15 protein-coding genes are annotated in these 13,914 nt (G+C 56.6%); 12 read left to right on the plus strand and 3 right to left on the minus strand.

Translation table 11 applies throughout. The features are described from left to right. Nucleotides 1-75: 75 nt before the first annotated feature. Nucleotides 76-318, minus strand: coding sequence for a DUF3039 domain-containing protein (locus tag G556_RS0102345; RefSeq protein WP_028821622.1), 243 nt, complete (start codon nucleotides 316-318; stop codon nucleotides 76-78). 51 nt (nucleotides 319-369) lie between these two features. Between G556_RS0102345 and G556_RS0102350 the strand changes: the two genes are divergently transcribed. From G556_RS0102350 to malQ, 3 genes are all read left to right on the plus strand, one after another. Beyond that, nucleotides 370-1,740, plus strand: a complete 1,371-nt coding sequence (locus G556_RS0102350) for an MFS transporter (protein ID WP_024111503.1) — start codon at nucleotides 370-372, stop codon at nucleotides 1,738-1,740. A 38-nt stretch (nucleotides 1,741-1,778) separates the two neighbouring features. Then, complete coding sequence (locus G556_RS10945; RefSeq protein ID WP_081675489.1) at nucleotides 1,779-2,474, plus strand: RDD family protein; 696 nt, start codon at nucleotides 1,779-1,781, stop codon at nucleotides 2,472-2,474. A 119-nt stretch (nucleotides 2,475-2,593) separates the two neighbouring features. Continuing rightward, entirely contained in the window at nucleotides 2,594-4,738 is a 2,145-nt protein-coding gene (gene malQ / locus G556_RS0102360; protein ID WP_016456463.1) for a 4-alpha-glucanotransferase, read from the plus strand. A gap of 43 nt (nucleotides 4,739-4,781) precedes the next feature. Here the strand turns inward: malQ and G556_RS0102365 are convergent, their stop codons facing one another. Continuing rightward, on the minus strand, nucleotides 4,782-6,137 hold the full coding sequence (locus G556_RS0102365; RefSeq protein ID WP_028821623.1) for a nicotinate phosphoribosyltransferase: 1,356 nt from the start codon (nucleotides 6,135-6,137) through the stop codon (nucleotides 4,782-4,784). 79 nt (nucleotides 6,138-6,216) lie between these two features. Between G556_RS0102365 and clpS the strand changes: the two genes are divergently transcribed. Genes clpS through G556_RS09960 form a run of 9 tightly spaced genes read left to right on the plus strand, consistent with a single transcriptional unit; the run spans nucleotide 6,217 to nucleotide 13,017 of the window. Beyond that, nucleotides 6,217-6,519, plus strand: a complete 303-nt coding sequence (gene clpS / locus G556_RS0102370; RefSeq protein ID WP_024110604.1) for an ATP-dependent Clp protease adapter ClpS — start codon at nucleotides 6,217-6,219, stop codon at nucleotides 6,517-6,519. Beyond that, nucleotides 6,519-7,157 carry a DUF2017 family protein gene (locus G556_RS10950; RefSeq protein WP_028821625.1) on the plus strand — a complete coding sequence of 213 codons (639 nt, stop codon included), beginning with the start codon at nucleotides 6,519-6,521 and terminating at the stop codon, nucleotides 7,155-7,157. The genes clpS and G556_RS10950 overlap by 1 nt, the downstream gene beginning before the upstream one ends. Nucleotides 7,158-7,162: 5 nt before the next feature. After that, on the plus strand, nucleotides 7,163-8,008 hold the full coding sequence (murI, locus tag G556_RS0102380; protein ID WP_016456459.1) for a glutamate racemase: 846 nt from the start codon (nucleotides 7,163-7,165) through the stop codon (nucleotides 8,006-8,008). 39 nt (nucleotides 8,009-8,047) lie between these two features. Then, a complete protein-coding gene (rph, locus tag G556_RS0102385; RefSeq protein ID WP_028821627.1) occupies nucleotides 8,048-8,767 on the plus strand; it encodes a ribonuclease PH in 720 nt (239 codons plus the stop codon). Continuing rightward, nucleotides 8,764-9,396 (plus strand): RdgB/HAM1 family non-canonical purine NTP pyrophosphatase, encoded by a 633-nt coding sequence (rdgB, locus tag G556_RS0102390; protein WP_016456457.1) that lies wholly within the window; start codon nucleotides 8,764-8,766, stop codon nucleotides 9,394-9,396. Before rph ends, rdgB begins: the two co-directional genes overlap by 4 nt. 19 nt (nucleotides 9,397-9,415) lie before the next feature. Further along, nucleotides 9,416-10,228, plus strand: coding sequence for a thymidylate synthase (locus tag G556_RS0102395; protein ID WP_024110971.1), 813 nt, complete (start codon nucleotides 9,416-9,418; stop codon nucleotides 10,226-10,228). A gap of 11 nt (nucleotides 10,229-10,239) precedes the next feature. Next, complete coding sequence (locus tag G556_RS0102400) at nucleotides 10,240-11,208, plus strand: zinc-binding dehydrogenase (RefSeq protein WP_028821628.1); 969 nt, start codon at nucleotides 10,240-10,242, stop codon at nucleotides 11,206-11,208. Further along, a complete protein-coding gene (locus G556_RS0102405; protein WP_016456454.1) occupies nucleotides 11,205-11,693 on the plus strand; it encodes a dihydrofolate reductase in 489 nt (162 codons plus the stop codon). Before G556_RS0102400 ends, G556_RS0102405 begins: the two co-directional genes overlap by 4 nt. Then, complete coding sequence (locus tag G556_RS09960; protein WP_036915444.1) at nucleotides 11,683-13,017, plus strand: DNA polymerase IV; 1,335 nt, start codon at nucleotides 11,683-11,685, stop codon at nucleotides 13,015-13,017. The genes G556_RS0102405 and G556_RS09960 overlap by 11 nt, the downstream gene beginning before the upstream one ends. Here G556_RS09960 and G556_RS0102415 read toward each other — a convergent pair. Next, entirely contained in the window at nucleotides 13,014-13,901 is an 888-nt protein-coding gene (locus tag G556_RS0102415) for an alpha/beta hydrolase fold domain-containing protein (RefSeq protein ID WP_028821629.1), read from the minus strand. The two genes, G556_RS09960 and G556_RS0102415, sit on opposite strands and share 4 nt — an antisense overlap. Nucleotides 13,902-13,914: the final 13 nt, after the last annotated feature.

Consider the following 13,914-nt stretch of genomic DNA (forward strand, 5'->3'; position numbering starts at 1 on the left):
TCAATTACCTTAGACAATTAACTGCTGAGACAGGATGTCTCAAATTACTTAAATTGGTTAGGGCTAACTAAGCCTCTAATCGTTCTGATCGCCAGGGTTCATCTGCTGCCAGATCTCCTTGCAGGCAGGGCAAACCGGGAACCCCTCAGGATTTTTAGTTGGCACCCACACCTTGCCGCACAGCGCGATGACCGGAGTGCCGTTTACGATGGCCTCCATGAGTTTGTTTTTCGGCACGTAGTGGCTGAACCGTTCGGCGTCGCCATCCTCTAGAGATTGCGTCTGTCGATCTAGAACTGTTTGTGATCCGGGTGCCATCGAAGTCATGTATCTAGTGTTACATGAGGTTCAACTGGCATACTGTCGCTCGTGAAACCGCCCTTGAACCGTCTCGAGCAGACTTTGTTTGCAGTCGCCGTCTCGATAGCTTGTCTGGCTAGCGCTTTTGAGGCCTACGGCACGCTCACGGCCATGCCCGTGGCGGCCGAGCAGTTCGGCAGTATCGAGTCCTACGCCTGGACCATGACATCGATGATTTCGGCGCAACTTGTTGCCATCGTCGTAGCCGGTCGCATCTCGGACAAGATTGGATCAATTCGTCCGTTGGCGGTTGGAGTGGTTCTTTTTGTCATCGGTTTGTTCACTGCAGGATTAGCCCCGACGATGGCGACACTGATTCTCGCCCGAGTCTTGCAAGGTCTCGGTTCGGGGGCAATGAACCTGACGGTTATGGTTGCAATCGCATCAGCGTACAAAGGCAAGGCTCGCGCCGACATGATGGGGCTGCTTTCGTTCTGTTGGCTTTTGCCGGCGTTCGTAGGCCCGCCGATAGCGGCCTGGATTACCGAAACTTTCAGCTGGCACTGGGTGTTCTTAGGCGTAATCGGATTCGTGCTTCCTGCGATCGCTTTAGGTCTCAAGCCCGCCGTGAAACTCGATTCGCCGCCCAAGACGAAGACGCTGACGAGCCCAATACCGATCGGTTTTGCACTGCTAGCGACGTTGGGAGTCTGCTCGCTGCAGCTGGCCGGCACCAAAGAGATCGGTGAGACTATCGGTTCGCTTTCTGCCCTGATTGGTGTGGGCGGCTTCGTGGTGTTGATGATCGCCCTTCCCAAGCTAATGCCTGCTGGGTTCCGGCGGCTGAAGCCCGGCTTGCCCTCGATAGTTGCAACCCGAATTCTGACATGCGGTGCTCTTTTCGCTTCTGAAAACTTCCTAGTACTGCTGCTGACAATTCGATATGAGATGAGCCTTACGCAGGCAGGAATTTTGTTGTCTATCGGCAGCTTAGGCTGGACAGTCGGTGCCTTCGCGCAGGGCAGAGATTGGATTTCTCTTCGAAAAGATCAGCTGATCAAGCTCGGAACCGTGCTGATGGTTATAAGCACTGCAGGTATCGCATTTTCAGCGTGGGCAGGTTTCGGCTTGTGGGTGATCTCCGGTTGCTATGTGGTCTCTGGTTTGGGGGCAGGGCTGATGTCGTCTGTCTCGAGTGTTCTCAACATGCAACTTAGCGAGGAAGGAGAGCTGGGCAGAAACACCTCATCAATCCAGCTCGCAGACACAATAGGTAACGCAGTTTTCACTGGAATGGCAGGTACCATCTTTGCGGCTCTGCACTTAATCAGCCCCCCGGCAGTGGTCTTTGCCGCAATCTATGCGTCACTTTGCGTAGTTTCTGTGCTCGCCGCTTGCGTCAGCTCAAGAATTGGAAAGATCGAAACCATAGGTGGATAACTGAATCTGGGCGTTGTCTGGCATGGCATTCTTGAGGTATGAGCGAAAACCAAAATCCTCCGATGGGCTGGTACCCGGACCCCGCGGGCAGTACCCAAGAACGTTACTGGGATGGCAATAGCTGGACGAACAATCTTCGGCCTACTTACGTTTCTCAGCAGAATCAGCCTCAAACGGGCTACGGCTACACCTCATATCCACAGGTTGCCGCGAGTGGCGGGCCGACCACTGCTGATGGAGTACCTTTGGCAGGCTGGTGGTCCAGGGTGGGCGCATCCATCATCGATGGCTTCATCCTTGGCTTTGCGCTAAACATTTTGCTGATCCCGTTTTCTATGGGCATGGGGCCAGGGTTTACAAGGTGGCTAGAGGACGTCGATACGTCCCTCAACACGCCGAGCCCGCTTGACCCCCAGTACGGAATAGCAGGCCCCTTCGTCGCCATGACTCTGGTCAGCGTTCTGCTCTCCTTTGCCTATGGCTTCTTGATGCTTCGGTTCAAGGGCGCAACCCTCGGCCAGATGGCGTTGGGAATTGGCGTAGTCCCCACGGATAACGGGCGTGCTACCGGGGGCTTGACCTGGGGCAAAGCCGCCTTGCGGCAATGCACTTACTTGATAATCGGGCAAATCCCGATCGTTGGGTTGGTGAGCTATCTGATGCCGCTTTGGACGCAGAAGCGTCAGACCTTCCACGATATGATCGCCCAGACCCAGATGGTTCGCACCCGATAGGCAGCCGAACTTCTCTGAGTCGAACACCTTTTAGAAGCCGTAGGCGAAACCAAGTTTCTCCGATATGCTTTTGCCATGCTCCTCGCAGAGCAGCAAGCTACTAGAGATTGGCTCGGCTAATGGCAGTTGAAGGTTCGCTGAAGCGCCTCGCGGACGCGATGAGAGTCGCGACCGAGTTCTGGGATTGGAAAGGCAACCACGTCAGCGTGGATGCGGACGTCATCGTGGACGTGCTCGCGGCGATGGACATCGACGCGAGCACCGAGGAATCCGCTCAGAAGGCTTTGGAAGAGGTTCAGCTCAGGCCCTGGCGTCAGACGCTGCCTCCGGTAATAGTCGCCCGCCAGGGCAAGGCGAAGAAGTTCGAGGCTCACCTGTCGCACGGTCACGATGCGCAACTCAGGATTTTTCTAGAGCAAGGTGGCGAGCGTGGCGTTCAGCAGGTGGATAACTTTGCTGAGCCAAGGGACATAGACGGCGTGCTGACCGGGGAGGCGTCCTACGAGATCCCTGGCGATCTGCCTCTCGGCTATCACAAAATTGTGCTTGTCTCCGACGACCGCGAGGCCCAAGCCACTTTGATCGTCACTCCCGATTACTTGCACCTTCCAGAGCAGATGGGGGAGGGACGCGTCTGGGGATTTGCTGCACAGCTGTATTCGGTGCGTTCTCACGATTCCTGGGGCATCGGCGACTTGGCCGACTTGGCCGACCTCGCCACTTGGTCTGCTACCCAGTTGGGCACTGACTATGTGCTAGTTAACCCGCTGCACGCGGCGCAGGCGATCCCTCCGATGGACGCCTCGCCCTACTTGCCCAGCAGCCGGCTTTTCCTCAACCCGATGTACATCCGTCCCGAAATGGTTACGGAGTACACGCTTCTTGACGAGTCCGAGCGAGATCAGATCGACATGCTTCGCGGCGAGTTGGCGGAGGCCTTGATCGGCGTCGACCTCATCGAGCGCGATCTGTCTTGGCAGACGAAACGCCGGGCGCTAAGCGTCATTTATCGCGCGGGACGCCGACCAGCCAGGCAAATGGCATTCGATAAGTTCCGCGAGCAGCAGGGAAAGAGACTGCGAGATTTCGCCACCTGGTGCGTGCTTTGCCGCGCATACGGAAACGACTGGCGGGCCTGGCCCCTTGAATTTCAGAGCCCTGATTCTCCGCAGGTGGATAAGTTCAGTCAGGAAAACGCGGACAAGATCGAATTCCAGGAGTGGATGCAGTGGATTGCCGCCGATCAACTGAGCAACGCCCAGCAGGGCGCGGTCGATTCGGGGATGAGCCTTGGTGTCGTCACCGATCTTGCCGTAGGAGTCTCGGCAGCCAGCGCTGATACCTGGATGATGAGTGATATCTACGCTCTAGACATCTCCGTGGGCGCGCCGCCTGATAACTACAACCAGCTTGGTCAGGATTGGGGGCAGCCTCCTTGGCGCCCGGACAAGCTGGCGGAGACTGCGTACGAGCCGTTCCGCAAAATGGTCCGTACCGCTCTGGGGCACTCGGGCGGAGTCCGGATCGATCACATCATCGGCATGTTCCGGCTTTGGTGGATTCCGCGCGGGGATAACGCTTCTCGCGGCACCTATGTCGGATACGACCACGAGGCAATGATCGGCATCATTGCGCTTGAGGCGCAGCGTGCCGGCGGAATCGTCGTCGGCGAGGACCTCGGTACTGTCGAGCCTTGGGTGCGCGGATATCTGGAGAGTCGTGGCATTCTTGGCACCAGCGTTTTGTGGTTTGAAAATGGCCCCGATGGAATGCCTAAGGCGCCGGAAGAGTGGCGAGAAACCTGTATGGGTTCGGTAACCACTCACGATCTCGCGCCGACTGCGGGCTATTTGAGCAAGGCTCACGTCAAGCTTCGGCACGAACTAGACCTGCTCACTGAGTCATATGAGCACGAAAGCGAGCTTGCCGATTTGGAGATCGGGCGCTGGCACGAAAATCTCGTCAATCGTGGATTGTTGTCTTGGGACAGCAACGATCCGGACGAGAATTTCATGTTGGCCATGCACCGGTTCTTGACTAAGACGCCGTCTAGAGTGCTTAATGTGGCGCTGGTCGACGCGGTTGGCGACAAACGTATTCAGAACCAACCGGGCACTTGGTGGCAATATCCGAATTGGCGGATTCCGCTTTCCGGCCCCGATGGCAAGGCCCTTTTGCTTGAGGACGTTTACAGCATGAAACGCCCGATGCGTATTGGTGCGGTGATGAACGGATGGAGTAAGGTCCCAGAGCCTTGGGGCTAAAAAGCTAAAAAATAGCGCGGGTCAACCCGCGCTATTTTTTTATTTACAGGTTATCGGGCTGCTTACCCGCCAGGTAGGGGTTATCCCTGACCTGGCGGTCCTCATCGATGATGACGGTCGGGATGGCCTGTTCCGCGCGGCTAATCTTCCATGCCTTTTCAGGAAGCTCGGCCCTGGCCTTTTCGTGGCGCTTGCGTGCCAGCGAAAGAGGCTCTTTGCCGACGATCTCCCCGCCGCGAACCAGATCGACGGTCAGGTTTCTGTCGTTGCAGTCTGCCCTTGGTGCCACCGTGACCCCGATGACCTCGGCCTCTGCACGACCGTTTTCGTCAATCTGACGGACTGCGTACTTTCGCCCACCGATGGTGTTCTTGTTCTTGGACTTCTTGTGCACTGGCTTTTGAGGGCCGTCAGGATCAGCCGAGCTGGCCCTAGCGACCAGCTTGTAGACCATTCCGCAAGTTGGGTGCCCGGAGCCGGTTACCACCGATGTGCCGACCCCGAAGCCGTCTACGGGAGCGCCTCGCAGCGCCGCGATTTGGTACTCGTCCAAATCGTTCGTGACGATGATTCTGGTATCGGTCGCGCCGAGCGAATCTAGCAGCTTGCGCACTCGCTTAACTTCCGTGTGCAGGTCGCCCGAATCGATCCGGATGCCGCCCAATTTGCCGTTGGTAAGTTTTACTGCGGTCTTGATCGCCTCGTCCACGTCATAGGTGTCCACTAGCAGTGTGGTGTGAGCGCCCATGGTCTCCAACTGTGCCTTGAAGGCCTCTTCTTCGTCGTCGAAAAGGAGCGTGAAGGAATGTGCTGCTGTTCCGCTCACCGGAATGTCCCAACTACGGCCAGCCTCTAGGTCGGAGCTCGATCCGAAACCGGCGACCCAGGCCGCGCGTCCTGCCGCAACGGCTGCCCATTCGTGGGTGCGGCGGCCGCCCATTTCGATGATAGGACGGCCCTCGGCCGCCAGTGTCATGCGGGATGCTGCCGAGGCGACTGCTGAGTCGAAGTTGTAGATAGAAAGCAGCAAAGTCTCCAAAATCACGCACTCGGCGAAGCCACCTTCAACGGTGACCACGGGGGAACCACTGAAGAAGAGCTCTCCCTCTGGGTAGCCTGTGATGTCGCCGCTGAACTTGAAGTTGGCCAGCCAGTCGGCAGTTTCGTCATCGACGATCGACTTCTCGCGCAGGAACTTTATTTCTTCCGGGCCAAACCTGAACTTCTCTAGCGCCTCGAGAGCGCGACCAACTCCTGCCACAACGCCGTAGCTACGTCCGGATGGGAGCCTGCGGGGGAATAACTCGAAGGTGCAACGCAGATCCGCCATACCGGCCTTCATAGCTGCGTTGATCATGGTCAGCTCGTACATGTCTGTCAGCAGTGCTGTTGATGCCATGAATGCGATTTTACTTGCGAACTGGCGGCTTTTAGCCAAGGCGAGTCCAGATTTTGACCAGGGCTATAAGAATAGAGGTATGACTAACGAGCAGTTATCAATCGGCGCGACGTCGGTGCGCCCGAATGCCGAGTCGACTCTGCTCGCCGATAAACCTTGGGTGACCGTGGTCTGGGACGACCCGATAAACCTCATGAGTTACGTGGCTCACGTTTTCAGCACCTACTTCGGCTACGACCATGCGAAGGCCGAGACATTGATGATGCAGGTTCACATGGAGGGCAAGGCGGCAGTCAGCAGCGGCGTCCGCGAAGCCATGGAACGCGACGTGCAAGCGATGCACCAATACGGCCTTTGGGCAACATTGGATCGGGGTGCTTGATGCACGCATTCGAACGGGTGGGCGAGGCGACGGTTTGCCGCTTCGAGCCGGCAGAAATAGAGATTCTGCGAAGCCTGCTGTGCCAGCTCTTGGGGTTAATCACCGACGATTCCTGCTTCCTGCAGCCAGGTCAGCAATTAGGTGATTGTTGCTGCGATGCTGGCTCTAATAACTCCTGCTGCGAAGGCGAAGACGCAATCCTCGCAGAGTTAGATCGGCAATTCACCTCGAGCATGCAGCTCAACGATCCGACGTATTTTGCCCATGCGGATCCGGTGATAAAGCGGCTTTTTCCACCCGCCTACCTCGACGATGAGGAGGCCAATTTTGATTTCCAGCGCTTCAGCGCGCCTAGCATTTTTGAAGACAAGGTGGCGGGGCTACGCGCGATGCTCTCCGACCTGGCCGATAACTGCTCCGATGATGGGGTCTGCTCGGTGCCGGGCGAGCACCTCGGATATTGGTTGAAGACCCTGACCAGCCTGCGCCTAGCTTTGGCAGTGCGGCTGGGCATCAGCACCAGCACGGACGCAGAGGCTCTTGCGGAAATCGGTCAAGATGATCCGCGATCTTTCGCCTATTCTATTTATGAATGGTTGGGGTTCGTCCAGGAATCCCTGCTAGCGGTTTGTGAATAGGAACTATGTCCAGCGAGCTTTCAACAGGTCTTCTCCCGGCGGTCGGAAAGATAGATTCCCGGCTGCCAATCGGTATTTTCGATTCTGGGTTCGGCGGGTTGACCGTCTCAAGAGCAGTCACCGATCTGTTGCCGCATGAGGACATCATCTATCTCGGGGACACGGCTCGAGCGCCGTACGGGCCCCGAACAATCGCGGAGGTGCGGAAGTTTGCCCTCGAGGGCCTCGATTGGTTGATGGATCAAGGCGTTAAGGCGCTGGTCGTGGCATGCAACTCCGCGTCTTCTGCCGCGCTCAGGGACATCCGCGAGCGTTATAGCGTCCCAGTTGTCGACGTAATCATTCCCGCTGCCAGAAGGGCGGCAAAAATCACCAGGAATGGGCGCGTTGGAGTCATATCGACTACCGCGACCGACAAATCCGGGGCCTATTTCGATGCACTAGCAGCGTCCAACGTCAGGCTATACTCCAAGCCTTGCCCGCGTTTCGTGGAATTCGTCGAAGAAGGCATTACCAGCGGCGATGAGGTATTGGAGGTCACTCGCGAGTACCTGCAGCCGCTGAAGGAAAAGAATGTCGATACGCTTATCCTGGGCTGCACTCACTATCCACTGCTTTCTGGAGCGATCAGCTATGTGATGGGCGAAGAGGTCGCGCTGGTCTCAAGCTCTGACGAGTGCGCTCGCTCGGCTTTCGCAATATTGACCAAGCTTGAGGGATTGCGCGATGCAGAACCCGATAGGAGCGCAGAGCATCGTTTCTTCACTACGGGGGACCCAAGCAAATTCGCCGGTTTGGGATCGCGACTAGTCGGCGACTTTGTGAGTCGAGTTGAGAAGGCCGAACTTTAGGCCTCGAAAATTCCTTTTCGCGAAGGCTACTCTAGAAGGGTGGATAAGCGAGAAGATGGTCGCGCGTTTGATGAACTGCGCAAAGTGAAATTTACCCGTAACTGGCTGGACCATGCAGAGGGTTCTGTGCTGGTGGAATTTGGTGCAACTCGAGTGCTAGTCGCTGCATCTGTTGAGGCCGGGGTGCCGCGCTGGAGGAAGGGTAGCAGCTTGGGCTGGGTAACCAGCGAGTACGAAATGCTGCCAAGGGCAACAAACACCCGTAACTCCCGCGAGTCTCGCAAAGGCAAGATCGGTGGTCGCACCCACGAGATCAGTCGCCTAATCGGCCGCTCGTTGCGCGCCGTGATCGACTACAAAGCTCTAGGCGAGAACACCATAACTATTGATGCCGACGTGTTGCAGGCAGATGGTGGCACCAGGACGGCATCCATTACAGGCGCTTACATCGCTTTGCACGATGCGGTTGAGTGGATGCGCGAGCGCAAGATGCTTGCTGGTGATCCACTAACGGGATCTGTCTCCGCGATCTCCGTCGGGATCGTAGACGGCACCCCGATGTTGGACCTCGCATATGTTGAGGATTCCGTGGCGGACGTCGACATGAACATCGTTTGCACTGACGATGGTAGGTTCGTGGAGATCCAGGGAACCGCGGAAGCCGACCCCTTCGACCGCGAACAGCTAAATGAACTGCTCGCACTGGGCGAGAAGGGCTGCAGCGAGCTTTCCGTCATGCAGCGTGAGGTGCTTTCGTGACAAGCAAGGTTTTGCTGGCTACTCACAACGACAAGAAGCTCGTCGAGCTGCGTAGAATCGTCGAGGAAGCCGGCCTGGACATCGAAATCGTTAGCCTGCACGACGTCCCGGAGTACCCTGAACCCGCAGAGACCGAGTGGACTTTCGAGGGCAATGCGCTCATAAAGGCTGCGGAGGGGGCCCGCAGAACCGGACTACCGAGCATCGCCGACGATTCCGGGCTGTGCGTGGATGCCTTGGGTGGAATGCCCGGTGTGCGCTCTAGCAGGTGGGCTGGGCCCGGGCACAACGACCAGGCGAATCTGGATTTGGTGCTGGCCCAGATCGACGACGTCGAGGCTGAGAAGAGGACTGCCCAGTTCGTCTCTGTAGTAGCAATTGTCATGCCCGATGGCCGCAAGAAAACCGTGCGAGGAGAAATGCCAGGTAGGCTAACTTTTGAAGAACTCGGGGAGAACGGATTCGGCTACGATCCCATCTTCATCGCGGACGAGCAGGAAGGCAACCTGACCACCGCTCAGATGTCCAGCAAGGACAAGGACGCAATAAGCCACAGGGGCAAGGCTCTTCGCCAGATTCTTCCGGTCTTGGCGCAGATGCTCGGGCTGGACCAAAAACCGAAGGCCTGAGCCCAGAAAAGGAGAACCGATGAAGCAGTATCTTGATCTGTTGCGCCACGTCATGGATAACGGCGTGGTAAAAACCGACCGCACAGGCACAGGAACGAAGAGCGTTTTCGGCTATCAAATGCGTTTCGATCTTTCCGATGGCTTTCCGCTGTTGACCACCAAGAAGGTCTTCACTAGGGGAGTCTTCGGTGAACTCATCTGGTTCCTGCACGGCGACACGAACATTAAATGGTTGCACGATCACAACATCCACATCTGGGATGAGTGGGCAGACGAGAATGGCGATCTGGGCCACGTCTATGGATACCAGTGGAGATCCTGGCCCACACCTAGCGGCGAACACATTGATCAGATCGCCAAGGTGATCGATTCGATCAAGAACAATCCAGACTCGAGGCGCCACATAGTTTCAGCGTGGAACGTCGCCGAAGTGGAGGACATGGCGCTTCCGCCGTGCCACACGCTCTTCCAGTTCTACGTGGCTCCCGGCCAAGACGGTCAGAAGGGCAAGCTGAGCTGCCAGCTTTATCAGCGCTCCGCGGATCTTTTCCTCGGCGTGCCGTTCAACATCGCCAGCTACGCGCTACTCACTCACATGGTCGCTCAGGTCTGCAATCTCGAGGTGGGAGACTTCGTCCACACTTTCGGCGACGCCCATATCTATCTGAACCACTTCGATCAGGTCCGCGAGCAGCTTTCCAGGCAGCCGAGAAGCCTACCGAGCCTTTGGCTGAATCCTGACGTGAAGGCGATCGATGCCTTCGAGCTCGAGGACATCAAGGTTGAAAACTACGATCCGCACCCGCCCATCAAGGCGCCGATCGCGGTATAAAAGGAAAAATTATGCTCGCTGCTTTCGCACACACCGTAAACAATGACGATCCGATCTCCGCGCTGACCGTTGGACAGCGCCCCGAACCAGAAGCGAAACTGGGCTGGTCGAAGGTTAAGGTCAAGGCGGCCTCCGTCAACCATCACGACCTGTTCTCTCTTCGCGGGATAGGCCTCAGCGAAAAACAATGTCCGATGATTCTGGGCACCGACGCCGCGGGGGTGGACGAAGACGGTAGTGAGGTCATCGTTCACGGTCTGATCGCTTCAGAAGGGTGGAGAGGCGACGAGACGCTAGATCCACGTCGCACGCTGCTTTCCGAGAAGTACGATGGCGGGCTCGCAGAATACATATCTGTGCCGAAGCAGAACCTCGTCGCAAAGCCAGAGGGCATGTCTTGGGAAGTTGCAGCTAGCGTCGGCACAGCGTACCTGACCGCCTACGCGATGCTTTTCGGTAAGGCCAATCTGGTGCCTGGCCAGTTGGTTGTCGTCCAGGGTGCAGGCGGTGGAGTCGCTACCGCTACCATCCAATTGGCAAGCGCCGCAGGGCTTCGCGTTTGGGCGATCAGCCGCAGCGAAAAAAAGCGTGCCAGGGCGATAGATCTGGGCGCCGAAGAAGCTTTCGAGCCAGGCGCGAGGCTCCCCGAGAAAGCCGACGTCGTCATAGACAACGTGGGAGCAGCTACTTGGTCTCACTCGGTGAATATATTGCGTCCGGGAGGACAGATCATCGTCTGTGGGGCCACTACTGGAGATGCTCCCGAGCGGGCTGAGCTGACGAAAATTTTCTTCCGTCAGCTTCAGGTGATCGGTTCCACTTTCGGCACCAAGGAACAGTTGGAAGACATGCTGAAGTTCATGGCTGCGAAGGGCATCGAGCCTGTTATCGACAGCACCTTCCCGCTCGAGCAAGCTGACAAGGCTTTGGAGAAGCTAGCAAGCGGAGACTTCTACGGAAAGATCGTGGTCAAGCCGTGAAACTGATAGCAATAGCTATCGTCGCTGCAAACGGAGTGATTGGCGACGGAGTCGATCAACCATTCAAGTTCTCCGAGGATTTCGCCAGATTCAAGCGCGTCACCATGGGGCACCCGCTGATCATGGGACGCAAAACATTTGATTCGATGGGTTTGCTGCCTGGGCGCTTCAGCATAGTAATTACTAGAACTCCTGAGAAACTAGACTTTCCCCTAGACAAAAAAGGAACGCCAAGGGCAATTGCGGTTTCCAGCCTGGAAGAGGCCATTGGAGAGGCTAGCAAACGCGCAGATGTCGCTTACGTCCTAGGCGGGGGACAGATTTATCGGGCTGCTATGGATTACCTAGACGAAATCGACCTGACAGAGGTGCCTAAAGACGCAGAGGGCACCGTAACTTTCCCCGAGCTCGGCGTACAATGGCAGGAAGTCTCCAGAGAACCCAGAAGCGAATTCGATTTCGTAACATATAGACGTGCGCTCTGAGGCATCGATCCTTCACCTCGACATGGACGCGTTTTTCGCGGCTGTGGAGCAGCGGGATAAGCCCTCGCTTAGAGGCGAAGCGGTTATCGTCGGCGGTGTCGGTACGAGGGGTGTGGTAGCGACTGCTAGCTACGAAGCGCGCAAGCTAGGTGTACATTCGGCGATGTCTGCATCGGAGGCAAGAAGGCTTGCCCCGGATGCGGTTTTTCTCGCTGGACGCAGACAGGCTTATAAACAGTCCAGTCGAATCGTGATGGATCTACTCAGAGAGCTTTCTCCGATCATCGAGCCCCTCAGCATCGACGAGGCTTTCGTAGATCTAGCCGCGGGAGGAATAGATTGCCGAAATCCTCAGGATCTAGAACTGCTTGCCAGGAGGCTGCGCGCCCAGCTATTTATCCGCACTGAGGGATTAACCGCTTCGGTCGGGATCGGCACCAGCAAGCTGATGGCAAAATTGGGCAGCGAGGCTGCCAAGCCGAACGGCTACAAGGTCTGGCCGGTGGGAACCGAAATTGATGTTCTCTCGGAGATGAAAGTGCAGGCGATTCCCGGCGTCGGTCCCGCCACAACCATCAAACTGAATCGGTTGGGTATTGAGACCGTTGAGGATCTGCAGAAGGCATCCGAAAAAGAGCTCGTACGCGCTTTGGGAGAAGCCGCTGGACACAGCTTGAAGCAGCTAGCTTTCGGTAGGGATGATCGCCCGGTCGTTTCGGTTAGGGCCGCGAAGTCGATCTCGACGGAAGACACCTTCGAGGTCGACGTAACCGATAGAGCAGAACTAGACGGATTCGTTGATCGCGATGCTGCGGATGTTTCCAAGAGGCTGCTCAAAGCGGGACTTTTCGCAAAAACAATTACGCTGAAAGCTCGCCTCGCGGACTTCACCACTTACACGCGTTCAAGAACCATCGCCGGAGCCACCGATAACTGCGAGCGGATCGCGCTGATCGCTAAGGGGCTTTTGGATGGCATAGAGATAGAGCAGGGGATTCGGCTCCTGGGCATCGGCGTTTCCAATTTTACCGAGGCTGCTCAAGAGGAGCTTTTCTGGATCGAGGAAAGCGAGCCGGCAGAACACACTTTCGTTTCCGAGGGCAGGCTCAGAAGATTCAGCACGGATGGTTGGCGAATCGGCACAGAAATAGAGCACGAAGAATTCGGTCGGGGATGGATTCTGGCCACCAGCCGAAAGTCGATCGGGGTTCGGTTCGAGACCCGAAGGACCGGCCCCGGAAGAGTCCGGACAATCTTGAAGGATGACCCGTTGATGACTCGTCCCGCGATTTTGCCCATGCGCTGGCAAAGGGACGAAGATTAGGAATATTTGGCGATGAACTTTGCGATGTCTTTATTAAGCTCGTCCCAAACCGGCCCTGGCTCTCCGAGAGAGCCGCGGAATGTGCCCTCATACATGTGAAACTCTACTTTCGCCCCGACGTCAACCATGTCCATTGCGAACCGGACGCCCTCGTCGCTCAGCGGGTCTACGGGGTTGACGACGAAAAACGACGGTGGCAATTCGATGTTGTCAAGGTCTTCGATGGGTGGGAAGACCTTTTCCGGATCGGCGTCGTCCAAGTAAGCCTGCCACGCATGGAACGCAGCCTGCCTTGTCCACACCGGACCGTCTTTGTCTGTCAGCATTGATTCTGCATTCAGCGACGGATCGACGAATGGTTCCAGGCAGATGAACCCCGAGATGGGTTCGCCGCCATCCCTCAGATGCTTTATGAGGCCGCCCCAGAAGATTCTGGCTCCCGCAGTGTCGCCGAAGCCGAAGATAGGGCTGCCTTTTTGAGCTTCCAACGCCCACTTGATCGTGGCTGAACAGTCGTCCCTGCCATAGGGATAAGGATTTTCTGGTGCCCTGCGATATTCGAGGGAGATGATATGGCAGTTTTGTTCTAACGCTAATCGTGCAATTCTGTCGTCGTCTTGCTGAACAAGGCCAGAAACGTATCCTCTGCCGTGCGGGGCGATGATTAGCGGGGCGTCTGCTGGTATCCCGATTGGAGTCAAAATTTTGAGGACAAGATTGTGGTCAGCAGCTTTGATGCTGAGGTTTTGCACCGCTATCTTAGGGCAAAATCCTTCGGAGTTCATGCGCATTTCACCCGCCTCTCGGAGGCTGGTTACGTCCCAGGTTGTTCGTTCTGGAATATCCGCCGAATCAACTAGATAGTGTTGCAGATAACCACTCATTTCACCTCCTCAA

This window comes from Propionimicrobium lymphophilum DSM 4903, from assembly GCF_000423485.1.
GTDB classification, from domain to species: Bacteria; Actinomycetota; Actinomycetes; order Propionibacteriales; family Propionibacteriaceae; genus Propionimicrobium; species Propionimicrobium lymphophilum.